The sequence below is a fragment of the Roseovarius sp. genome, from assembly GCF_040219995.1.
In the GTDB taxonomy this organism is placed as follows: domain Bacteria; phylum Pseudomonadota; class Alphaproteobacteria; order Rhodobacterales; family Rhodobacteraceae; genus Roseovarius.
The window spans coordinates 113,454-135,355 of record NZ_JAVJUC010000014.1; the positions used below are offsets into that span (position 1 = coordinate 113,454).

At 64.4% G+C, this 21,902-nt stretch carries 17 protein-coding genes, 1 tRNA gene and 1 pseudogene; 7 read left to right on the plus strand and 12 right to left on the minus strand.

Annotated elements, in window-relative coordinates; genetic code table 11:
* Positions 1 to 38: 38 nt before the first annotated feature.
* The 6 genes and pseudogenes from pufL to RID11_RS04740 all read left to right on the plus strand — a co-directional run bounded on the left by pufL (position 39) and on the right by RID11_RS04740 (position 7,663).
* The gene (gene pufL, locus RID11_RS04715) at positions 39 to 878 is read left to right on the plus strand and encodes a photosynthetic reaction center subunit L (RefSeq protein WP_350136274.1); all 840 of its coding nucleotides are present in this window, start codon (positions 39 to 41) and stop codon (positions 876 to 878) included.
* A 3-nt stretch (positions 879 to 881) separates the two neighbouring features.
* Positions 882 to 1,871: a photosynthetic reaction center subunit M gene (gene pufM, locus RID11_RS04720; protein ID WP_350136275.1), complete on the plus strand. Its 990-nt coding sequence runs from the start codon at positions 882 to 884 to the stop codon at positions 1,869 to 1,871.
* A gap of 3 nt (positions 1,872 to 1,874) precedes the next feature.
* The gene (pufC, locus tag RID11_RS04725) at positions 1,875 to 2,969 is read left to right on the plus strand and encodes a photosynthetic reaction center cytochrome PufC (RefSeq protein ID WP_350136276.1); all 1,095 of its coding nucleotides are present in this window, start codon (positions 1,875 to 1,877) and stop codon (positions 2,967 to 2,969) included.
* 92 nt (positions 2,970 to 3,061) lie between these two features.
* Entirely contained in the window at positions 3,062 to 4,990 is a 1,929-nt protein-coding gene (gene dxs / locus RID11_RS04730) for a 1-deoxy-D-xylulose-5-phosphate synthase (RefSeq protein ID WP_350136277.1), read from the plus strand.
* 251 nt (positions 4,991 to 5,241) lie between these two features.
* A pseudogene (locus tag RID11_RS04735) lies at positions 5,242 to 5,743 on the plus strand (beta-keto acid cleavage family enzyme); the annotation flags it as partial.
* Positions 5,744 to 5,887: 144 nt separating this feature from the next.
* Positions 5,888 to 7,663: an SLC13 family permease gene (locus RID11_RS04740; protein ID WP_350136278.1), complete on the plus strand. Its 1,776-nt coding sequence runs from the start codon at positions 5,888 to 5,890 to the stop codon at positions 7,661 to 7,663.
* A 270-nt stretch (positions 7,664 to 7,933) separates the two neighbouring features.
* On the opposite strand, the gene RID11_RS04745 is transcribed toward RID11_RS04740, so the two are convergent.
* Both RID11_RS04745 and RID11_RS04750 read right to left on the minus strand, forming a co-directional pair.
* A tRNA-Asn gene (locus tag RID11_RS04745) sits at positions 7,934 to 8,008 on the minus strand.
* 60 nt (positions 8,009 to 8,068) lie between these two features.
* Entirely contained in the window at positions 8,069 to 9,001 is a 933-nt protein-coding gene (locus RID11_RS04750; RefSeq protein WP_350136279.1) for an MBL fold metallo-hydrolase, read from the minus strand.
* Positions 9,002 to 9,040: 39 nt separating this feature from the next.
* On the opposite strand from RID11_RS04750, the gene RID11_RS04755 reads away from it, so the two are divergent.
* On the plus strand, positions 9,041 to 10,327 hold the full coding sequence (locus RID11_RS04755) for an ATP-binding protein (protein WP_350136280.1): 1,287 nt from the start codon (positions 9,041 to 9,043) through the stop codon (positions 10,325 to 10,327).
* A 47-nt stretch (positions 10,328 to 10,374) separates the two neighbouring features.
* Here the strand turns inward: RID11_RS04755 and RID11_RS04760 are convergent, their stop codons facing one another.
* The 10 genes from RID11_RS04760 to RID11_RS04805 form a co-directional block, all read right to left on the minus strand.
* The gene (locus tag RID11_RS04760; protein WP_350136281.1) at positions 10,375 to 11,880 is read right to left on the minus strand and encodes a DEAD/DEAH box helicase; all 1,506 of its coding nucleotides are present in this window, start codon (positions 11,878 to 11,880) and stop codon (positions 10,375 to 10,377) included.
* 198 nt (positions 11,881 to 12,078) lie between these two features.
* The gene (locus RID11_RS04765) at positions 12,079 to 13,047 is read right to left on the minus strand and encodes a glycosyltransferase family 2 protein (RefSeq protein ID WP_350136282.1); all 969 of its coding nucleotides are present in this window, start codon (positions 13,045 to 13,047) and stop codon (positions 12,079 to 12,081) included.
* A 192-nt stretch (positions 13,048 to 13,239) separates the two neighbouring features.
* Positions 13,240 to 13,683: a MaoC family dehydratase gene (locus RID11_RS04770; protein ID WP_050663526.1), complete on the minus strand. Its 444-nt coding sequence runs from the start codon at positions 13,681 to 13,683 to the stop codon at positions 13,240 to 13,242.
* Positions 13,684 to 13,784: 101 nt separating this feature from the next.
* Positions 13,785 to 14,657 carry a TIGR01459 family HAD-type hydrolase gene (locus tag RID11_RS04775; RefSeq protein WP_350136283.1) on the minus strand — a complete coding sequence of 291 codons (873 nt, stop codon included), beginning with the start codon at positions 14,655 to 14,657 and terminating at the stop codon, positions 13,785 to 13,787.
* Between the two features lie 103 nt (positions 14,658 to 14,760).
* The gene (locus RID11_RS04780) at positions 14,761 to 15,264 is read right to left on the minus strand and encodes a flavin reductase family protein (RefSeq protein WP_350136284.1); all 504 of its coding nucleotides are present in this window, start codon (positions 15,262 to 15,264) and stop codon (positions 14,761 to 14,763) included.
* 183 nt (positions 15,265 to 15,447) lie between these two features.
* Positions 15,448 to 16,824 (minus strand): TRAP transporter large permease, encoded by a 1,377-nt coding sequence (locus tag RID11_RS04785; protein ID WP_350136285.1) that lies wholly within the window; start codon positions 16,822 to 16,824, stop codon positions 15,448 to 15,450.
* Positions 16,824 to 17,504: a TRAP transporter small permease gene (locus tag RID11_RS04790; protein ID WP_350136286.1), complete on the minus strand. Its 681-nt coding sequence runs from the start codon at positions 17,502 to 17,504 to the stop codon at positions 16,824 to 16,826. Before RID11_RS04790 ends, RID11_RS04785 begins: the two co-directional genes overlap by 1 nt.
* A 116-nt stretch (positions 17,505 to 17,620) precedes the next feature.
* Positions 17,621 to 18,622, minus strand: a complete 1,002-nt coding sequence (locus RID11_RS04795) for a DctP family TRAP transporter solute-binding subunit (RefSeq protein ID WP_350136287.1) — start codon at positions 18,620 to 18,622, stop codon at positions 17,621 to 17,623.
* A gap of 254 nt (positions 18,623 to 18,876) precedes the next feature.
* Positions 18,877 to 20,106, minus strand: a complete 1,230-nt coding sequence (locus RID11_RS04800; RefSeq protein WP_350136288.1) for a sigma-54-dependent transcriptional regulator — start codon at positions 20,104 to 20,106, stop codon at positions 18,877 to 18,879.
* Positions 20,103 to 21,863 (minus strand): sensor histidine kinase, encoded by a 1,761-nt coding sequence (locus RID11_RS04805; protein WP_350136289.1) that lies wholly within the window; start codon positions 21,861 to 21,863, stop codon positions 20,103 to 20,105. Before RID11_RS04805 ends, RID11_RS04800 begins: the two co-directional genes overlap by 4 nt.
* Positions 21,864 to 21,902 lie beyond the last annotated feature (39 nt).

Genomic DNA, 21,902 nt, shown 5'->3' on the forward strand with positions numbered 1-21,902 from the left:
GATGCCGCCCCCGTGGCCGAACGCGGAGACTTAAGACGATGGCTTTGCTCAGTTTCGAACGCAAATACCGGGTCCGCGGGGGGACGCTCGTTGGCGGCGATCTGTTCGACTTCTGGGTCGGACCGTTCTATGTCGGCTTTTTCGGGGTCACGACGGCCTTTTTCGCCCTCCTTGGGACCATTCTGATTTTTTGGGGGGCCTCGCAACAGGGCACCTTCAACCCCTGGCTCATCAATATCGCGCCGCCTGACCTGAAATACGGGTTGGGGCTGGCACCGCTGATGGATGGCGGGCTGTGGCAGATCATCACGATCTGCGCGATCGGTGCCTTTTGCAGCTGGGCGCTGCGCGAGGTGGAGATCTGCCGCAAGCTGGGGATGGGCTATCACGTGCCCTTCGCCTTCAGCGTCGCGATCTTTGCCTATGTCACGCTGGTGGTGTTCCGCCCGCTTCTGATGGGGGCCTGGGGGCACGGCTTTCCCTATGGCATCTTCAGCCATCTCGATTGGGTCAGCAACACCGGCTATGCCTATCTGCATTTCCACTACAACCCCGCGCATATGCTGGCGGTGACGTTCTTCTTTACCACCACGCTGGCGCTGGCGCTGCATGGCGGGCTGATCCTGTCGGCGGCGAACCCTGAAAAGGGCGAGGAGATGAAGACGCCGGATCACGAGGACACGTTCTTTCGCGATTTCATCGGCTATTCGGTCGGCACGCTGGGGATTCACCGGGTCGGGCTGTTGCTCGCGCTCAATGCCGGGTTCTGGTCGGCCATCTGTATCATCATCTCTGGCCCGGTCTGGACCAAGGGCTGGCCCGAATGGTGGAACTGGTGGCTCGAGCTGCCGATCTGGCCCTCTCAGGTAGGGATGTGACCGATGATTGAATATCAGAATATCTTCACCCAGGTGCAGGTGCAGGGCACGCCCGAGATGGGCATGGACGACACCGGCGGGCGGCTGACGGCGGAACGCGTCGGAAAGCCCGGGTTTTCGAAACTGCTGGGCTGGCTGGGCAATGCGCAGCTTGGGCCGATCAACCTCGGGATGCTGGGGGTGGTGAGCCTTGCCAGTGGTCTGCTGTGGTTCTTCATCGTCGGCATGAACATGCTGGCGCAGGTGGGCTGGTCGCTGCCGGAGTTCCTGCGGCAGCTCTTTTGGCTGGCGCTGGAGCCGCCGGGGCCGGAGCATGGCCTGTCGATGCCGCCGCTCAATGACGGGGGCTGGTATATCATCAGCTCGTTCTTCCTGCTGGTGGCGGTGCTCGCGTGGTGGGCGCGCAGCTATCAACTGGCCGCCAGCCACAAGATGGGCAAGCACGTGTTCTGGGCGTTCGGCTCGGCGATCTGGCTGTTCCTGGTGCTGGGCCTCTTTCGCCCGGTGCTGATGGGCAGCTGGTCGGAGGCGGTGCCTTATGGCATCTTCCCGCACCTTGACTGGACCACGGCGTTCTCGATCCGCTACGGCAACCTCTACTACAACCCGTTCCACTGTCTTTCGATCGTGTTCCTCTATGGCTCGGTGCTGCTCTTTGCGATGCACGGGGCGACCATTCTGGCCGTCACCCGCTATGGCGGCGACCGGGAGCTGGAGCAGATCGTCGACCGGGGCACGGCAAGCGAGCGCGCCGCTCTCTTCTGGCGCTGGACCATGGGTTTCAACGCCACGATGGAGGGTATTCACCGGTGGGCCTGGTGGTTCGCGGTGCTGACGCCGATCACCGGCGGGATCGGTATCCTGCTGACGGGAACCGTGGTGGATAACTGGTTCATCTGGGCACAGGAGCACAATTTCGCGCCCATGTATGACGGCTCTTACGGCTACGAGGCTTACGGCTCCTACGAAGCCTTCATCGGACAGGAGGAGTGAGCCATGTTTCCCAGATGGTTTGACAAATGGAACCGCGAGAACCCCAAGGACATCTATGGCCCGGCCATTGCCATCGGGGTGGTCGGGGGGGCGATCTTCACCGCGACGATGCTGATCGCCTTCGGGCAGCCCAATGCGACGGACAGTCTGCAGACGGGCCCGCGCGGCACCGGCATGTCGGTGCCCGAGTTCAAGACCGATCTCGCCAAGCCGGATCCGGGGATCGAGGCGTTTCTCGCCTCGACCTCCGCGCCGGTGGTGCCGCAGGGCGGTGAAGAGACCGCCGGAGAGGCGCGTGAGAACGTGCCGCCGGGGCTGGAGAACCTGACGGTCGAGAACTATGATCGGCTGCTGGCGGCGATGCGCGAATGGACGGGCATTCCCGATCTCTTCGATGATCCGGCAAGCTATCAGACCAGCGTCGGGCATGTGATGATCGGGATGACCCAGAACCTCAACGAGGAATGGGCCGGTCATGTCATGGCCAACAAGGAGGTGGGTGTGACCTGTTACACCTGCCACCGTGGCGAGCCGGTGCCGTCGGATGTGTGGTACAGGATCAGCCCGGTGAACGAGAGCGCCGAAGGCTGGTCGGCCAATCAGAACCGGGTGACGATGCAATCGCAATACACCTCTCTGCCGTCGGATGCGCTGGAGAAATACCTGCTCGATGGCGAGGCGATCAACGTCCACGATCTGGAAAGCCGCGTCGCCGGTGTGCCGGGCGAGGATGGTTATCCGGGCATTCAGCAGGCCGAGCGGACCTATTCGCTGATGAACTATGTCAGCAATTCGCTCGGGGTGAACTGCGTGTTCTGTCACAATTCGCGGGCCTTCTACGATGGCTCTCAGGTGACGCCGCAATGGGGCACCGAGATGCTGGGTATCCAGATGGTTCTGGAGCTGAACAATACCTACCTGGTGCCGCTGGAAGGGCTGTTGCCCGAGAACCGGCTTGGCCCGGTCTATGCCGACGCGCCCAAGGCCGCCTGCAAGACCTGCCACAAGGGCTATCAGCAGCCCCTGCAGGGCACCAATGTGATCAAGGACTGGCCAGAACTGGCTACCACGAGTGGCGAGCCGGATTACGGCAACTGATCCAAGCGCGGGGGCGCGGATGAATGCGCCCCCGGCCCAAGTTTGCGCCGCCCTCGCGCGGGTGGCGATGCGCCACCGAGGAGGAGGCCGACATGACCCAAGAAACCCCCAAGACACCGCTTCTGGACCGGATCGCCGGGCCGTCGGACCTGCGACAGATGCCGGATGACAAGCTGGCCCTGTTGGCCGACGAGTTGCGCGCCGAGGTGATTTCAGCCGTGTCGGAGACCGGCGGGCATCTGGGATCGTCGCTTGGGGTGGTGGAGTTGAGCGTGGCGATTCACGCGGTGTTCAATACTCCGATGGACAAGCTGGTGTGGGACGTGGGCCATCAATGTTATCCGCACAAGATCCTGACCGGGCGGCGCGACCGTATCCGCACGCTGCGGCAGAAGGACGGGTTGAGCGGGTTCACCAAGCGGTCGGAGTCGCAGCATGACCCGTTCGGGGCCGCGCATAGTTCGACCTCGATCAGTGCCGCCCTTGGCTTTGCCGTGGGGCGCGACATGGGGCAGGCGACGGGTGACGCCATTGCCGTCATTGGCGACGGGGCGATCAGCGCGGGCATGGCCTATGAGGCGCTGAACAATGCCGGCGCCGAGGGCCGACGGCTGTTCGTGATCCTGAATGACAACGAGATGAGCATCGCGCCGCCGGTTGGCGCGATGTCGTCCTATCTGAGCCGGATGTATGCCAGCGAGCCGCTGGCGCGCGTGGCGTCTTTGGCCGAGGGGTTCGAGGCGGCGCTGCCTGCGCCGATGCGCGACGGTGCGCGCCGGGCGCGGCAGTTGGTGACCGGGCTCACGGGCTCGGGCACGCTGTTCGAGGAACTTGGATTTCAGTATGTCGGCCCGATCGACGGGCATGACATGGGGCAATTGCTGGCCGTGCTGCGCGCGGCGCGGACTCGGGCGACGGGGCCGGTGCTCATCCATTGCTGCACGGTCAAGGGCAAGGGCTATGCCCCCGCCGAGGATGCCGCAGACAAGGGCCATGGCGTGTCGATATTCGACCCCTCGACCGGGGCGCAGGCGAAATCCTCGGGCGGTGCGCCGTCCTATACCTCGGTTTTCGGGCAGGCGCTGACCGATGAGGCGGCGCGCGACGAGCGTGTGGTCGCGGTGACGGCGGCGATGCCGGACGGCACCGGCGTGTCGAAGATGGCCGAGCGGTTTCCGGGGCGGGTGTTTGATGTCGGGATTGCAGAACAGCACGCGGTGACCTTTGCCGCCGGGATGGCGGCGAGCGGGCTGCGGCCGTTTTGCGCGATCTATTCGACGTTTCTGCAACGCGCCTATGATCAGGTGGTGCATGACGTGGCCTTGCAGGGCCTGCCGGTGCGCTTCGCGATTGACCGCGCGGGGCTGGTGGGTGCCGATGGCGCGACCCATGCCGGGGCGTTCGATATCGGCTATCTGGGCAACCTGCCGGGGATGACGGTGATGGCCGCTTCGGACGAGGCGGAACTGGTGCATATGGTCGCCACGGCGGCGGCGCATGACGCAGGGCCGATTGCCTTTCGCTATCCGCGCGGGGCAGGGACCGGCGCGGCACTGCCGGAACGGGGCAGGGTGTTGCCCATTGGCAAGGGCCGGGTGATCGAGGAAGGCTCTGACGTGGCGATCCTGAGTTTCGGCGCGCATCTCTTCGAGTGTCAGGTGGCCGCCGACATGCTGGTCGAGGAGGGGATTTCGGTGACGGTGGCGGATGCGCGGTTCTCCAAGCCGCTCGACACTGATCTGCTGATGCAGCTGGTGCGGCATCACCGCGCGCTCATCACCGTCGAGCAGGGGGTGATGGGGGGCTTCGGCTCCATCGTGATGCACGAGTTGGCGGCGCGCGGGGCGTTCGACCGGGGGCTGGCGATCCGCAATGTCTGTCTGCCGGATCGGTATATCGACCAGGCGAGCCCGGCGCAGATGTACGAGGATGCGGGCATGACGGCGGGCGACATCGCGGAGACGATCCGACAGGTGGCGGTGCCGGGCAAGGCGCAGGTGGTGCCGTTGCGCGGGGTGTGATGGGGTGGTTTGGGACGGCGCGGTCATTCGATTGAAGCACCCGCGCGATACGCGGCCGTAAGGCCGCCGCGCATCGCCGGGCCGCCCCCCGGCACGGCGATTTGGCTGCAACCTGCTCTGCGCTCTGATGTTTTTCGGATTTGGCTGATATAAAGCGCTAAACAACTGAGGTAGGATCGCCGCACCGCGGCCCGTCGATGCGCGGCTCACGGCAATGTCGGCTCAAGGCCAATCGCGGCCTGCCAACTGACCGGACGCGCGGCGTGATGCTGCCCCTGCGGCCGGATATGGCGTCGCTCTCGGTCGGCTCGAACAATTTTCCGACGCGGGTCTATGAAAATCCGCCCGATCTGGTGGATTGGCTGGCGGGCGAGATGCTGGCCCACGGCGTCACGCCCGAGATCGAGGCGTTTGATCTGAGCCATATCCTGAAGGCCCGGGACATGGCCGACAAGGGGCAGCTGGCCGGAACGCCATATACTCAGTTCGTGATGGGCGTGAGGAATGCCATGCCCGTGGATCGTGACGTGTTCGACTATTATATCCACACGGTGAAGCGGCTCTTCGGGCCCGAGACGCCGTGGTGCGCGGCGGGTATCGGGGCGCATCAACTGACGCTCAATGAATGGGCGATCGGTGCGGGCGGTCGATATCTGCGAGCGGCACGCGCGCCCGGTGGCGAGCTGGCAGGAGGCGCGCCGCATCCTCGGTCTGCGTCTGCCCGATGACTGCGCGCAGGATCACGTCGCGTGACGGCGGGGCGATGGCGCGAAATTCCTTGGCCTGACATGGACATATCCGCATCAGATCGCGCAAACCATTCAGTTTGCGATTGAAACCGAGAGACCCTTCATCGTTTATACCTGTCGAGTGCCATCGCCCATGAGAGGGTCATACATGAGTCTCGACCAGATCTTCGTTCTTGCGCTTGTCGGCGTGGTTTTCCTGAGCTTCTTCAAGGAGATCTATCCGCCCGAGGTGACGGCGCTGGCGGCTTCGGCGGCGCTGTTGGCGACGGGGATCATCGAGACGGGCGACTTTCTGACGGTGTTCAGCTCCTCCGCGCCGATCACCATCGCGATGATGTTCATCATCTCGGCGGCGCTGGAGCGCACCGGCGTGCTGACGATCATCGGCGATGTCCTGAAGCGGCAGGCGCGCGGATCGTACCTGCGGGCGATGCTGTTGATGATGGCGGGCACGATGGGGGCCTCGGCCTTCATGAACAACACGCCGGTGGTGATCCTGCTCACGCCGATCATGATCTCGGTCGGGGCCTCGATCGGGGTGGCGCCATCGCGGCTTTTGATTCCGCTGTCATTCTCGGCGATCTTTGGCGGCACGCTGACACTGGTCGGCACCTCGACCAACATCCTGATGAGCGGTGTCGCACAGGAGGCCGGACAGCCGACGATCACGATGTTCGAGATGACGCTGCCGGGGTTGATCTTTGCCACGACGGGCATGCTTTACATGGTCTTCGCCGGTCGGTTCCTGCTGCCGGACCGGGGGTCTTTGTCGGGGCTTTTGGGGCAGGAAAGCAAACGCAGGTTTCTGGCCCGCCTGCTGATCCCGAACGGATCGAAATATGTCGGCAAGCGCCTGTCGGACCTGCCGTTCAACACGGCCGAGACGCGCATCCTCGACGTGGTGCGCGGCGAGGTCTCGATGCGCCGCACGATGAAGGAACTGGTGCTGGAGGTCGGCGACCGGCTGGTTCTCAAGACCGGCACCGGCGAGATCCTCGGGCTCAAGGAGGACGGGCAGATCGCCTTTCGCGACCGGGACGATCACGATGTCGAACCGGTGACCGCCGATCAGACGATCACGATGGAGGCGAGCGTGGGGCCGAACTCGCATCTGCGCGGGCGGCCGATCAAGGATCTCAAGCTGCGCCGGAAATACGGTGTCTACCTGATGGCCGTGCACCGGCAGGAGCAGAATATCAGCCAGGAATTGCAGGACCTGCGCCTGCAATTCGCCGATACGCTGCTGCTGGAAGGGCCGCCCGAAGGGCTTCAGCGGATGATGGAGGATGGCGGCATCGTCAACCTGTCCGCGCCCACCGAGCGCCCGCAGCGGCGCGCCAAGGCCCCGATTGCGATCGCGACGATCTTTGTCGTGATGGGACTGGCCGCACTCGGTATCATGCCGATTGCGGGCCTTGCGGTGATCGGGGCGGTGGTGGTGATGATGACCCGCTGCGTCGATCCCGAGGAGGCGTTTGACGCCATCGACTGGCGCATCCTGTTCCTGATCTTCGGGATGCTGGGCCTGTCGATGGGGATGGAGGCGACCGGGACCGCGCGGGTGATCGTCGAGGCGGTGGTGCATGCATCGGGCGGCGTGGGCCCGCTGGCGATCCTCGCCGCTGTCTACGTGCTGACCAATGCGCTGACCGAGATGGTGTCGAACAACGCGGTGGCGGTTCTGATTGGCCCCATCGTGATCGCGCTCGCCCTCGAGCTCGGTTTCGATCCGCGCCCCTTCATCATGGCGGTGATGTTTGCGGCCTCGGCCAGTTTCGCGACGCCCATCGGCTACCAGACCAACACGTTCGTCTATGGGGCGGGGGGGTACAAGTTCACCGACTTCATCAAGGTGGGCTTGCCGCTCAACATCATCTTCGCCGTGGTCGCGGTGATCATCATCCCGCTGTTCTTTCCGTTCTGAAATCTGCGGTCAGGATGGGCAAGCGTACGCTGTGGCGTTGATCATCTCGGCTGCGGTGTGCATTGGAAATCCCGCAGCAAACCTTTTCGGCGGGTTCAGTGGCCTCTTTGCGGCGGGCGACTAAACCGCGCGACAGTCGTATCTCAGCGGCACAGGTCGAAAACGACGTCTTGGACGTGACATGGCTGTCACGTCCGATCCGAAATCCGAGAGGACCGCGCATCGGCCGACTGTCGGCAAGCGGTGCCGATCCTAAATGTTTGATTTTATTGGCTCCGGCGGTAGGGATCGAACCTACGACCAATTGATTAACAGTCAACTGCTCTACCGCTGAGCTACGCCGGAACACGAGAGCGCGTATAGCAATCCGGTCTGAAGAGGTCCAGAGGGTTTGTGACAAAAATTTCACGAATTCTCTGGTGGGGCCGGGACCGGCTCGAAGAGCGTATCGGCGTCCAGTGCGCCGAGGGGGCGGGCCAGGGATTTTCCCGTCAAGTCAATGAGATGCGCGAGCACGTTGCGGCTTGCGGCGGGCAGGAGGGCGGGGGGCGTATCGGTATAAATGCGCGCGGCGAGCGCGGCGGCGGTTTGTGGGCCATCGGCCAGGGCCGTCAGGATCTCGGCTTCGCGCATGCGCCTGTGCGCGAGCAACCAGTCGAGCCGCGCAGCAGGGTCCGTCACCGGCGCACCGTGCCCCGGCAAGAGTACCTTGGGCGCCCGCGTCCGCAGACGGGCGCAGGAGGCCATGAACTGTGTCAGGTCGCCGTCGGGCGGTGAGACCAGGGAACTGGCCCAGCCCATGACGAGATCACCGCTGAGCACCGTATCGCCCAGCTCAAAGCACAGGTGATTGCCGAAATGTCCGGGCGTCCAGAGTGCGGTTGCCGTCCAGCCGTCCCCGTCGATGCGGTCTTCGTCGCGCAGGCTGATATCCGGGGTAAAGGTGGCATCCACGCCTTCGCCGCCGCCGATTTGGGCGCTCTGCGCGATCTGCTCCATCACCGGGCTGCGCCCGGCGCGGGCATCGCCAAAGGCCAGCACCGGTGCTCCGGTTTCCTGTGCGAGGCGGGGTGCGAGCGGTGAGTGGTCGAGATGTGCATGCGTGACGAATATATGGCTGATGCTCTGGTCTGGCGCGAGGGCGTCCATGATCGCGGCCAGGTGGGCATCGCTGTCCGGGCCGGGATCGAATACGGCGATCTGGCGATGACCGAGGAGGTAGGTATTGGTGCCCCAGAATGTCATCGGCGAGGGGTTGGGGGCGAGGATGCGGCGCAAAGCGCGGCCAATCGGCTGCGCGACGCCGACGGGTGGGGCCGTTCCCTGTTCAAGTCGCATCGCTCTTCCTTCCGGTGCTCGACAGGGATAGGTTTAGCCATGTCCAAACGCATCCTCAAACGCTATCTGCCGCGCGGTCTTTATGGCCGGACGACGATAATTCTCTTGTTGCCGGTGATCACGCTGTTGCTGGTGGTATCGCTGGTCTTTGCGCAGCGCCTGTTCGACGATGTGACGCAGCAGATGGTCAAGACGGTCGCGCGCGAGCTGCGGCTGGTGCTGGACGAGCCGGAGGGCAGCCCGGTGGCGGACGCGCTGGAAATCGAGCGCCGCCGGGTTCCCGAGGCCGATATGCCTGCGACCGACAGCTATGACTGGTTCGACATTTCGGGCGTCGTGGTGGTGCGCGAGTTGCGCGGATATTTCCCGGAACTGACGCGTGTTTCGCTCTCGGACAGTCAAGTGGTGATGCTGTATTTTCAAGACGAAGCGGGGGTTACGGAGCTGATTTTTGACCGGCGCAGGGTATCGGCGCGGCGACCCTATCAGGTGCTGGTCAACCTCGCGTTTTACGGCATCCTGATGACTGCTGTCTCGTATTTCTACATGCGCAAGCAGTTGCGGCCCATTTCACGGCTTGCCGAGGCAGCAGAGGCCTTTGGGCGCGGGCGGCATGTGCCGTACCGGGCTTCCGGTGCGCTGGAGGTGCGGGCGGCGGGGAATGCCTTTGTCGACATGCGCGCGCGGCTGGAGCGGCAGATCGAGCAGCGCACCCTGATGCTGTCCGGGGTCAGCCATGACCTGAGAACACCGCTGACGCGGCTGCGACTGAGCCTTGCGATGCTGGATGAGGACGAGGCCGCGCCGATGCTGCGCGACGTCGTCGAGATGGAGCGCCTGCTGGAGGGGTTTCTGGCCTTTGCGCGCGGGGCACATGGGGCGGAGCCCGAACCGGTGGACCCGATCGCCCTCGTGCGTCAGGTCGTGGAGGATGCGCAGCGCACGCAGAGCCCCGTCAGCCTGATAGAGGCACATGGCGCGGGGCAGATTGCCTTGCGGGCCGAGAATATCCGCCGCGCGGTCGAAAACCTGATCGGCAACGCGGTGCGATACGGAACACGCGCGGACGTGTCCGTGACGATGACCGACAAATCGTTGCGAATCCGGGTCGAGGATGACGGGCCGGGTATTTCGCCCGAGAACCGGGAGGAGGCGGTCAAGCCCTTTGCCAGGCTTGATCCGGCGCGGAATCAGAATCGTGGGACCGGTGTGGGGCTGGGCCTGTCGATCGTGCTGGACGTGGCGCGCGCGCATGGCGGCACGCTGCGGCTTGGGGAAAGCGAGCGGCTGGGCGGGCTTTGCGCGGATATCGTGATTGCCCGCTAGCCGTGGGGTGCAAGCCGGTGTCAGACGGTTTGCGGTGGCCGGTCCGGTCAGCCGACGCGCCGCTCGTCGAAGCTGAGCGCGATGAAGCTGGGCATGTGATCACCCATGCCGACGACCCTGTTGCCCTGATCACCGCCACGACCTGCGCCACTGCGGCCGGAACCGCCGCTGCGGCCACGGCTCTGGCTGCGCTCCTGGGGCTTGTCTTGCGGCTTGTCCTCGGATTTGGCCTGGGGCTTGGGCTCCGCCTTCGGTGTCTCGGCGGGCGTCTCGGCTTGCGCCTCGACGGGGGCCTCCTGCAGTGCGTCGGCCTTCTTGCGGCTGACAGTGCGGCTGCGGCTGCGGCTCGGTTTGGCGGGCTTGTCCTCTGCCTCGGCCTCGACCGGCGTGTCGCCGCCCCCGGATTTCACCGGGCTGTCGAGCCGGGGGATCTCTTTCTGGAGCAGCGCCTCGATCGCGGCAAAGTTCTTTTCATCGCGAGGGTTGCAGATCATCATCGCCTTGCCCGAGCGTCCGGCGCGGCCGGTGCGGCCGATGCGGTGCACGTAATCCTCGGCATGGCTGGGCACGTCGTAGTTGAAGACATGGCTGACCGCCGGCACGTCGAGGCCGCGCGCGGCGACGTCCGAGGCCACGAGAATTTTCAGGTCCCCGGCGCGGAATTGATCGAGCGTGCGCGTGCGCTGGCTCTGATCGAGATCGCCATGGATGGGGGCCGCGTCATAGCCGTATTTCTTGAGCGACTTGGCGACCACATCGACGTCGATCTTGCGATTGCAGAACACGATCGCGTTGGTGCAGGCCTCGCCCTCGCCGTCGATCAGCGCGCGCAGAACGGCGCGTTTTTCGCTATCGGCGCGGTCGCGGCGGGTGGCCTTGATCATCACCACACCCTGCTCGATGGTCTCGGAGGCGGTGGCCTGACGGGCCACCTCGACCCGCGCGGGGGCCGACAGGAACGTGTTGGTGATGCGCTCGATCTCGGGGGCCATGGTGGCCGAGAAGAACAGCGTTTGCCGGGTGAAGGGCGTGAGGCTGAAAATCCGCTCGATATCAGGGATGAAGCCCATGTCGAGCATGCGGTCGGCCTCGTCCACCACCATGATCTGCACGCCGGTGAGCAAGAGCTTGCCGCGCTCGAAATGGTCGAGCAACCGGCCCGGTGTGGCGATCAGGACATCGACGCCCTTGTCGATCAGCTTGTCCTGTTCCTTGAAGCTGACCCCGCCGATCAACAGCGCCTTGGTCAGTTTGAGATGCTTGGAATAGGTGTCGAAATTCTCGGCCACCTGCGCCGCCAACTCGCGCGTCGGGCACAGCACGAGGCTGCGCGGCATGCGCGCGCGGGCACGTCCCCGCGACAGCATCGACAGCATCGGCAGGGTAAATCCTGCGGTCTTGCCGGTGCCGGTCTGGGCGATGCCCAGAACGTCGCGCCCTTCGAGGGCCGGGGGGATGGCGCCCGCCTGAATGGGGGTGGGGGTTTCGTATCCCGCTTCCTCGATCGCCTTGAGGACTTTGGGGTTGAGATTCAGATCTGAAAATTTGGTCATGCGTATCCGTGGTTTACGGACACAATCCTGGCCCGTACGTCTGTCGCCGGGTCAGGCCCCTCCTGGGCCTGTGGTTCTCCACATGGGTGACCCGCTGCGCGTCCCATACCTGAAGCGCCGGGTGCGGTCAATGACATGCCTCCAAGGTGCCAGGGCAAGGGCCTGAGGGGCCGCAGATTGTGTATGAATGCGAAACAATCACGCGAAATCGGGGAAGTGTTCTTGACGTTTTTCATCGAGCGCGAGGGGGATGGAGTGCAGGGCCCCATGCGCGGCGAGCCGCGCACGCAGGGCAGGTGAGGCGACGCAGACCTCGTCGTAAAAGCGGCGCAGCGCCGCCTCGCCGCCCTCGTCCTCAAGCATCCGAAACAGGGCGTGCATGGTGAGCCCGCCGCCGCCGGGCTGCGGGGCGGGTTTGAGGCTGTCGCGGTACGAGCCCTGTTCGAGGCGAAAGCGATAGGCGGCCAGCCAATCCTCCCACGAGGGGGCGTGGAGATGGCAGAGATGCGTGTCGGGTAAATCTGCTGGCGCGTCATCCATCAGCTTGTCGCGAAAGGCGTTGTGGATGCGCAGGCTGATGTCGGGCAGCCCGGTGCGGACGAACACCTTGCCCGCCACATGGCTGAGAAAGCCGCCATTGAGATGCGGGCCGTAGGTGGGATAGATGGCGTTGGTCTGCTCACGGCGCTGCATCTGCGACAGGGCGCAGGACTTGAACCATTCGGTATCCGCCGGCGGAGGATCGTCAGGGTCTGAGGCGAGCGCCTCGATCGGGCGGATGCGGGCGCTGAGCGTGTCCTCGGGCAGGGCGGCCAGCTGCGCGGGCAGGGGGCTGGCGGGCCAGAGGAATTCATCCACGTCGATATGCGCCAGCCAATCGACCTGCGGGCGCTTGTTGAGACAATGGGTGGCGTTGAGGCTCTGGCGCGGCTGGTGCTTGTCCGGTCGCCCCTTGCGCAGGCGACGTTGCCAGTAGTCGTCATCGCAGAGGATCACCCGGCATTTGGGATGCGCGCGCAGCGCCGCCTCGGCCTGAGGATTGGCAGCGTCGAGATAGACATGCACCCGGTGTGCGCCCAGATCGAGGTGATGGGCGGCGAAATTCAGAATGTCGCGGGTGGGGGCCTTGATCGTGGCGACAAGGCCCCATGTGGGGGCAGGGGTCATGTGCGGAGCATGCGGTGCGGCGTTGTACGGCGCAAGGGGTTACGGGATGTGTGGCTGGGCTGGAGTGGACGTTTGATTGACGCACCTACGCGATGCGCGGCTCAAGTCAACGGCAGCGTCAGGCCAATTGCCCCGTCACGCCGTGTAAAAATGAATGTGGCGCGGAGACGCGAGGCGGCGATCAGCAGTGGCTCAGTCGAACTTGCGCGACGGTGCCAGTACGGTGGCCTCGCCGATCAGCACTTTCTTGCCCTCTACCAGACAGCGGCAGTCCAGTTGCACGCGGCGCTTGCCGTGGTCGATGCCCACGACCTCGACCTCGGCATGGACCATGTCGCCGGGGCGCACGGGGGCGAGGAATTTCAGCGTCTGGCCCATATAGACCGTGCCATGACCCGGCAGTTGCTCGCCAATCACCGCAGAGATCAGCCCGGCGGTCAGCATGCCATGCGCGATGCGCCCCTCGAAGATCGTGTCCTGCGCATAGGCGTCATCCAGATGCACCGGGTTGTGGTCGGTCGAGACCTCGGCGAACATCTCGATGTCGCGGTCGGTCACGACTTTGCGCAGGTGGCGCGTCATGCCCATTTCGATATCTTCGATACAGATCGTGCCGCGCGGCATATTATCCAACATCTCCGCCCTCCGCAGGGTTTGGCGTGTAACATTCAGGCACTTTCATGCCAACAATTGGAATTTTATTACTTTGCGGCTGCAGCAAAAGCAAGCGGTTTCTATCAGCGTAGAAACCCGATCGCGTAGGTCGGAGAGGACATTTCCCTTGTAAGGTAGTCGTTTAGCGCGTTTTCCTCGGGCTGGTGCGACGTTTTGGTCTCCTTCGCAGCGAGGCCGCCGGTGATGAAAAGAGAATCGATATCCTCGCCCATGGCGCCCTTGATGTCAGTCTGCACGCCATCGCCGATCGCGAGGATGCGGTGGTTCTCCACGTCGCGCCCGAGGGCCGAGAGCCGCCGCCGCGCGAGGTCGTAGATCGGCGGGTGGGGCTTTCCGAAATAGAGGCTCTCGCCTCCCATCTCGGTGTAGAGCTGCGCCAAGGCACCCGCGCACCATTCCCGGGTTTCGCCGCGATCCACGACGATATCAGGATTGGCGCAGAGCAGCTTGAGGCCCTTTTGCTTGGCATAGAGGAATTGCGGCCGCATCTCGGCGGGGTCAGCCTGGGGGTCGAAGGGGCCTGCGCAGACGATGCCATCGGCCTCTTCCAGTGGCACACGGGCGACCTCGACCGGGTCCTCGATGATCTGAAGCGGTTCGAAGAAGTTCTTGTCATGGGGTTGTCCGATGAACCACAGCTTTTGCCCCACGACACCGCGGAACATCGCCGCGCGGGCGCTGTCACCGGAGGTGGCGATGCTGTCCCAGGCATCGGTCGGCACGCCGAAACCGTCAAGTTGCCGCGCCACCGAGTCGCGGGCACGCGGCGCGTTGGTTACCAGAATTACCGTGCCGCCCGCCCTGCGATAGGCCTGCAAGGCCGTGACCGCATCGGGCAGGGCGTGCACGCCATCATGCACGCAGCCCCAGAGATCGACGAAGAGCGCATCGTAGCGGTCTGATACCTCGTGCAGGGCGGTGATGATACGGGTCATGGGCGCGTCTCCTTGGCTGGGTCGCGCGCAGATATGGCAGGGGTCGCACGGTTTGGCCAGCCGTGCGGGTCGAGTATTTTCGCCGTGAGGAAACGGGATGGTGTCAGTCGCGATGCGGGCGCACGATATGGTAGTCGCCGCTCAGATAGGTCAGCGGACGCTCGCCGGTGTTGCTGAGCCGGGTGACCTGTCCGATGCAGATCGCGTGGCTGCCGTGGATCATCCGCTCGGTGAGTGTGCAGGAAAAGGCGGTGGCGCGTGGCAGGATGGGGCCATGCGCGTCGGCCTCGAAGGACAGCCCGGCAAAGCGGTCCTCGGGATTGTCGGGCGAGGGCCCGGCAAAGGCGCGGGCCACCTCGACGGCATGCTCGGGCAGGATATTAACGCAAAAGGCGCGATTTTCGGCCACGGTGGAGGCGATCCGGCTATCCGTGCGCAGACAGACCAGAACCGAGGGCGGATCAGCCGAGAGCGAGGTAAAGGCGCTTACGGTCGCACCTGCACGACCTGCGGGACCGTCGGTCGTGACCACGGTGACGGTGCTTGCGACCTGCCGCATGGCCGCAAGGAAGGCGTCACGTTCCACGCTCAGGGTCTCTTGGGTCACGCGTCTCTCCTCAAACTCGGTCAGGCCTTTGGGTAGCGATGAAATAGGGCGTGGTAAAGACGTCACCGCGACAGCGCAGGTAGCGCGGGGGGCACGGCATTCCAACCGCAAATCCACTGACTGCATGAAATAACGCCACGCGAAGTTTCCCTCGCGTGGCGCATGACGCACTGTGTCTTTGCGTCAGTTGGTGATGATCTCCGGCCCCATGAAGGTGTTGGGCAGGACCGTCGATAGCCACGGGATATAGGTGACCATGATCAGGAACACGAAGAGCACCGCCAGGAAGGGCAGGGCGGCGCGCACCACGGCCATCATCGGCATGCCTGCAACACCTGAGGTAACGAAGAGGTTGAGCCCCACCGGCGGCGTGATCATGCCGATCTCCATGTTCACCACCATGATGATGCCGAGGTGAATGGGGTCGATGCCCAGTTCGATGGCGATCGGAAAGACCAATGGCGCGACAATCACCAGAAGGCCCGAAGGTTCCATGAACTGACCGCCAATGAGCAGGATCACGTTCACCATGATCAGGAACATCACCGGGCCGAAGCCGGCCCCGAGCATCGCGTTGGCGATGCTTTGCGGGATTTGCTCGTCGGTCAGCACGTGTTTCAGGATCAGCGCGTTGGCGATGACGAAAAGCAGCGTCACCGTCAGCCTGCCCGCCTCGAACAGCGTTTTCTTGGTGTCGGGGTGCACGAAGGCGGTGAGGACGGCCCAGGGCTTGCGCAGGAGGTTTGTGTTCTTGCCCTCGCCGGTGGTGGCGAGCGGCCCCATGTCACGGTAGATGAAGCAGGCGATGAAGAACGAATAGACCGCCGCCACCGCCGCGGCCTCGGTCGGCGTGAAGATGCCGCCATAGATGCCACCGAGGATGATGACGATCAGAAATAGGCCCCAGCCCGCCTCGCGCCCCGAGGCCCAGATCTCGCCCCAGCCCTGCCAGTCGCCCTTGGGCAGATTGCGGACACGCGCGATGACATAGATCGTGGTCATCAGCATCAAGCCCGCCAGAAGGCCCGGAATGACGCCGGCAAGGAACATCCGGCCGACCGACACATCGACCGAGGCGGCATAGACCACCATCACGATGGAGGGCGGAATGAGGATGCCGAGCGTGCCGGCGTTACAGATCACGCCAGCCGCGAATTCCTTGGTATAGCCGACCTGCCGCATGCCCGCGATGACGATCGTGCCGATGGCCACCACGGTCGCTGGCGAGGAGCCAGAGAGCGCGGCAAAGAGCATGCAGGCGAACACGCCCGCGATGGCAAGGCCGCCCGGCAGGTGCCCGACACAGGCGATGGAGAAGCGGATGATACGCTGCGCCACGCCGCCCGTGGTCATGAAGGCCGAGGCGAGGATGAAGAACGGGATCGCGAGCAGGGTGTAATGGCCCACGAACGCCTCGAGCAGGGTGCCTGCGACCGAGGCCAGCGAGCTTTCGGAATAGATCAGCAGGAAGATGGTCGAGCTGAGACCGAGCGAGATGGCGATCGGCACGCCGATCAGCAGCAGGCCGATCACCATGGAGAAGAGAAGGACGACATCCATCAGTTCGATCCCCCGTTCGCGTCGCGCGCATGCCCGGCACGGATTTCATCCAACTCGTCCTCGACCTCGTGGCTGGCAACGAGCCGGTCCACATCGCCGCGCCAGATCGCGACCGCGACCTGAGCAAAGCGCAGCACCAGCAGAAGCGCCGAGATCGGCAGCACGATATAGGGGATGACCTTGGGCAGTTTCTCGTAGGTTTCGCCGTAGTTGATCATGTCTTCGAGGAAGCGGAAGACGCCGACCATGGGCACGTCCTGCACCTCGTAAAAGCTCTGGCTGCGGGCCTCCATGTCGAAGCCGGTCGGGAACCAGCGCCCCGAGGTGGGGGGCAGATCGGCAAAGACCGCCCAGTAGTCATAGCAGCCCTTGAGCAGGAGCAGCGAGAAGACGAGGCAGGCCGTCACGGAGATCAGGGCGAGCACGCGGCGCGCCGGTTGCGACACCATGTTGAGGATCGCGTCCACCCCCAGATGCGCGTGTTTCTTGACCGCGTAGGAGGCCCCCAGAAGCACCAGCCAGCCGAACATGAACACCGTCAGTTCGAGCGCCCAGAGGATGTTCGAATTGAAAATGTAGCGCGCCACCACATTGGCGAAGGTGATGAGTGTCATCAGCCCGAGCAGCACGGCGATCACCGTCTCCTCGATCTGGTCGATTAGCCCAGTCTTGTGCTGCATCGTCCCGGTTCCCTGATTTTTCGAAAGGTTCTTGCGCATCGGGCGGGCCGTGGGGGCCCGCCCGATCCTGAGGCGCGCGCCCCGATATTGCGGGGCGCGGCGCTGTGATCAGAGGCTTACGAGCTGCTGTTCGACGCGACGGCCGCGTCGATATTCTCCTGGCCGACATCGCCCTTGAACTGCTCCCAGACCGGGTTCATCGTCTCGACCCACTTCTCGCGCTGTTCGGGGGTCAGCTGACGCACCACGCCGCCGGCGTCGATGATCGCCTGCTTGGCGTCCTGGTTGACCTTGGCGGACTCGCTGTTGCGGGTCTCGGTCACCTCGGCGACGATGGTCAGGAACTGGTCGCGGACATCCGGCTCAAGGCTGTCGAGCCAGTCGACGCTGGTCACGAGCAGATAGTCGATGATGCCGTGATTGGTTTCGGTGATGCCGTCCTGCACTTCGAAGAACTTCTTGCCGTAGATGTTGGACCAGGTGTTTTCCTGGCCGTCCACAACGCCCTGTTGCAGCGCGCCGTAGACCTCGGAGAAGGCCATCTTCTGCGGGCTGCCGCCGATTGCCTCCATCTGTGCCACGAGCACGTCCGAGGATTGCACACGGAACTTGAGGCCGTTGGCATCCGACGGTTCCAGCAGCGGCACGTTGGCCGACATCTGCTTCATTCCGTTATGCCAATAGGCGAGGCCCTGAAGGCCGCGGCGCTGCATGCTGTCGAGCATCGCCTGACCGGTCTCGGAGGCCTGAAAGCGGTCGACGGCATCCACATCCGAGAACAGGAAGGGCAGATCGAAGAGGCGGAACTGCTTGGTGAATTTCTCGAATTTCGAGAGGCTGGGGGCGGCGAGTTGCACGTCGCCCTGCAGCATCGACTCGAGCACCTTGTCATCGTTGTAGAGCGTGGAGTTCGGATAGACCTCCATGCACATGGTGCCGTTCATTTCCTCGTTGACGCGGTTTTCCAGCAACGAGGCGGCGATGCCCTTGGGGTGCTTGTCGGTGTTGGTGACGTGGCTGAACTTGACGACGATCTCACCATCGTCACAGGCGGCCATCGCGGTGCCTGCGAAGGCGGTGAGGGCCAGTGCCGATACGGCAGCGGTCATGAATTTCATTTGGGTCTCCTCCCATGGATTTCAGTCTGTTCCAAAACGCCCGGTTCGGGGCGCGGTGCCGCTATGGTGGGAGAATCACACGCGCCGCTCAAGCGCTGCGTGGTTTTAGGGCGCGCTGCCTGATTTTTGGCCTTATATCAGGTGTTTGAGGGTCAATTTTCACATGGCCGCTTTGCGTCTGCAGCATGGCTTGTGCGGTAATCCGCACGTGACTTTGGGTGCTTGTGCGAATTTCCGCACAGTCAAGGCACGGATCAGCGGCGGTAATCCTCGGGGCGAATCCCGTAGCGCGCCAGCTTGTCGTAGAAGGTCTTGCGGGGCAGTTTGAGCGCCTGTGCCGCCTGTGCCGCGCGCCCGTTCTGCCGCCCCAATGCCGCGATCAGAAGCGAGCGTTCCACCCGTGCCATCTGTTCCGCGAGCCCCAGTTCTGCCGCTTCCGCCGCGTTGTCGGGCATGCCCAGCACGAAGCGCATCGCCGCCGACATCAGCGAACGCGCGTTGCCGGGCCAGTCCTGCGCCATGAGTGCTGCGAGGTGATCGGGGCTGATTTCAGGGGCCGAGAGCCCGGCCTGCTCGGCCGCCTGTGCCACGTAATGACGAAACAGCACGGGGATATCCTCTGGCCGCTCCGACAGCGCCGGGATGCGCACGCGCAGCACTTCCAGCCGGTAGAAAAGATCGGCGTTGAAGCGGCCCTCGGCGGCGGCCTGCGCCAGATCTGCGGTGCTGCCCGCAATGAGCCGCGCCTCGCCCCCCGGGTCGAGCCGTTCGAGCAGGGCATACTGGCTCGCTGTGGGCAGGGCCAGGATCTCGTCGAGGAAGAGATTGCCGCCTGCTGCCTGCGCATAGGCGGCCTCAAGCGCCTGTGGATCGAGCCCCGCCGCCGCGCGCTTGACGAAAGGGCCACTCGCGCCCTGCGACATCAGGTGGATGACCTCCGCCACCTTTGAGACACCCGCGCCGGGCGGGCCGGTGACCAGCACCTCGGTGCCTGCGCGCGCCGCCTGACGCACGGTCTGGCGCATGTCCTCGGCCAGTTGCGAGGTGCCAAACAGCATGCGCGCCGCCGGATCGCCGGTTTCAAGCTGCGCCTTGAGGCGGCGGTTCTCAAGGACCAGACGGCGGTTCTTCAATGCACGTTCGAGCACCGGGATCAGCTGATCCGGTGCGCAGGGCTTTTCAAGGAAATCGAAGGCGCCTTCGCCCATGGCCTTGACCGCCATCGGAATATCACCTTCGCCGGTCAGCAGGATCACCGGTAATTCATCATCCAATGCGCGGGTATAGCCGAGCAGGTGAAATCCGTCGCGCCCCGGCATGCGGATATCCGACAGGATCACGCCGGAGAAATCGGGCGCGATATGGTCCTTGGCCTCGATGAAGGATCCGACGGCGCGCACGCGGTATTCGGCCAGTTCCAGCGTCTGCGTCAGCGCCTCGCGGACCGGGCGGTCGTCATCCACCACAAGCACCTCGCCGGTCATGCCGCCCCCTCCTGTCGCTCGGCCCATGGCTCCAACTCGACGGTGAATTCCGCGCCGTGGCCGGTATTGGCCCCGGTGATCTTGCCGCCGAAACTCTGGACGAGGCCATAGGATATCGAGAGGCCAAGGCCCATCCCGTCGCCCGCGCCGACAAGCTTGGTGGAATAGAACGGGTCGAAAATCTTTTCCGGCTCTTCGATGCCCGGCCCGGTATCCGACAGGCGCAGCGTGACCGGCGCGCCATCGGTAAGGGTGATCGAAAGGCGTCGCGCGTCGCTGTCGGACATGGCATCGGCGGCATTGGTTATGAGGTTGAGCACGACCTGACCAAGCCGCACCTCGCCGCCGCGCACGGGCACCGGATGCGCGGGTGGGTGCCAGTCTACCTCTATGCCATCCTTGACCAGCCGCTCGCCGGTCATCTCGAGCGCGGTCTGCACCACCTGCACCATGTCGACCCGGGTCACCGGCTCGTTCTCGTTGCGCACGAAGGCGCGCAGGTTGCGGATGATGCGGCTCATGCGGTGGGCCATCTCGTCGATGCGGGTGAGGTTCTCGGCGGCCTTGTCGGGTGTGCCGCGTTGCAGGAAGGCCCCGCCATTCGCGGCGAATTGCCTAATCGCCATCAAGGGCTGGTTGAGCTCGTGGCTGATGCCCGCGCTCATCTTGCCAAGTGCGCTGAGCTTGCCAGCCTGCACCAGTTCGGCCTGTGCACGGCGCAGTGCGGCCTCGGCCTCCTGCCGCTCGCGGATTTCGCGGCGCAGGGCAAGGTTGGTCTCGGTGAGGCTTGCGGTGCGGTCGGCCACGCGGCGCTCCAGCTCAGCGTTGGCGCGGGCCAGCGTGCGGCGGCGTTCCTGCGCAAAGAGCAGCAGCGCGCCGAAAAACAGCAGCATTCCGCCCACGGCCCCCGCCTGCAACATGGCGATGCGCCGCGCCGGGGCCACATCGACCAGTGCCGCACCTGTCATGCCGATCCTTGGCAGTGCCTCGCTCACCTGTAGCGCGCGGCGCGGCAGGTAGGGGCCAAGGTCAATCTGCCAGATTTCATGCGGGCCACGGCGGCTTTGCGCAAATCGGATCGGCGCGCCACCGGGCGGCACCAGCTGCGCCTCGCCCGGCACCTTGCCCCAGCCCAGCAGTTCGGAGCGGTTGGACATGAAGACGCGGCCCGCCTCGTCCACCAGGAACACCGCCGTCTGCAAGCCGCGCCAGCCGAATTCGACATTTTCGGCATTGGCCACGCTGATCAGCGCGCCGTTGACCCTGCCATCAGCCCCGAACGACGGGGCGGCGAACTGGAATATCCGGGTGTCGCCCGCAGGCTGCATGGCATGGGTCGTGCCAAGCGCGCCGTCCATCGCACGGGCAAAGGCGGCAGAGCCGGTCAGGTTCTGTGGAAGCGTGCCGCGCGTGCCTGCGAGAAGATGTCCCGCCTTGTCGACGAAATAGAGTCCGGCCGCCCCGGTCCGGTCCGCCGATGCGGTCAGCAGCCGATTGGCCGCTGCTTCCTGATGCGGCACGCTCGATCCGGTCAGGACCGTGAGCGTCGGGTGATCGGCCAGGGCCACCGCCTGATCGCGGTAGCGTTGCAGGTCCGAGACCAGCCCGCCCAGAACCAGCGACATATCGGCCGTGCCCCGGCGCGAGAGCGCGTCGAGCGCCTGACCGTAGCCATATTTCCAGACCGAGCCGGTGATCAGGGCGACGACCAGCAGAATGGGGAGCACCAGCATGATGCGGGGGGCAGGGCGGAACATGGTCGGTAATCTATCAGCGCGTGACAGATGTTGACCAGC

Bases quoted from the DNA above. Each gene is read 5' to 3' on its own strand.
- pufL (WP_350136274.1), top strand. From the start codon at position 39: ATGGCTTTGCTCAGTTTCGAACGCAAATACCGGGTCCGCGGGGGGACG.
- pufM (WP_350136275.1), top strand. From the start codon at position 882: ATGATTGAATATCAGAATATCTTCACCCAGGTGCAGGTGCAGGGCACG.
- pufC (WP_350136276.1), top strand. From the start codon at position 1,875: ATGTTTCCCAGATGGTTTGACAAATGGAACCGCGAGAACCCCAAGGAC.
- dxs (WP_350136277.1), top strand. From the start codon at position 3,062: ATGACCCAAGAAACCCCCAAGACACCGCTTCTGGACCGGATCGCCGGG.
- RID11_RS04740 (WP_350136278.1), top strand. From the start codon at position 5,888: ATGAGTCTCGACCAGATCTTCGTTCTTGCGCTTGTCGGCGTGGTTTTC.
- RID11_RS04750 (WP_350136279.1), bottom strand. From the start codon at position 9,001: ATGCGACTTGAACAGGGAACGGCCCCACCCGTCGGCGTCGCGCAGCCG.
- RID11_RS04755 (WP_350136280.1), top strand. From the start codon at position 9,041: ATGTCCAAACGCATCCTCAAACGCTATCTGCCGCGCGGTCTTTATGGC.
- RID11_RS04760 (WP_350136281.1), bottom strand. From the start codon at position 11,880: ATGACCAAATTTTCAGATCTGAATCTCAACCCCAAAGTCCTCAAGGCG.
- RID11_RS04765 (WP_350136282.1), bottom strand. From the start codon at position 13,047: ATGACCCCTGCCCCCACATGGGGCCTTGTCGCCACGATCAAGGCCCCC.
- RID11_RS04770 (WP_050663526.1), bottom strand. From the start codon at position 13,683: ATGTTGGATAATATGCCGCGCGGCACGATCTGTATCGAAGATATCGAA.
- RID11_RS04775 (WP_350136283.1), bottom strand. From the start codon at position 14,657: ATGACCCGTATCATCACCGCCCTGCACGAGGTATCAGACCGCTACGAT.
- RID11_RS04785 (WP_350136285.1), bottom strand. From the start codon at position 16,824: ATGGATGTCGTCCTTCTCTTCTCCATGGTGATCGGCCTGCTGCTGATC.
- RID11_RS04790 (WP_350136286.1), bottom strand. From the start codon at position 17,504: ATGCAGCACAAGACTGGGCTAATCGACCAGATCGAGGAGACGGTGATC.
- RID11_RS04795 (WP_350136287.1), bottom strand. From the start codon at position 18,622: ATGAAATTCATGACCGCTGCCGTATCGGCACTGGCCCTCACCGCCTTC.
- RID11_RS04800 (WP_350136288.1), bottom strand. From the start codon at position 20,106: ATGACCGGCGAGGTGCTTGTGGTGGATGACGACCGCCCGGTCCGCGAG.
- RID11_RS04805 (WP_350136289.1), bottom strand. From the start codon at position 21,863: ATGTTCCGCCCTGCCCCCCGCATCATGCTGGTGCTCCCCATTCTGCTG.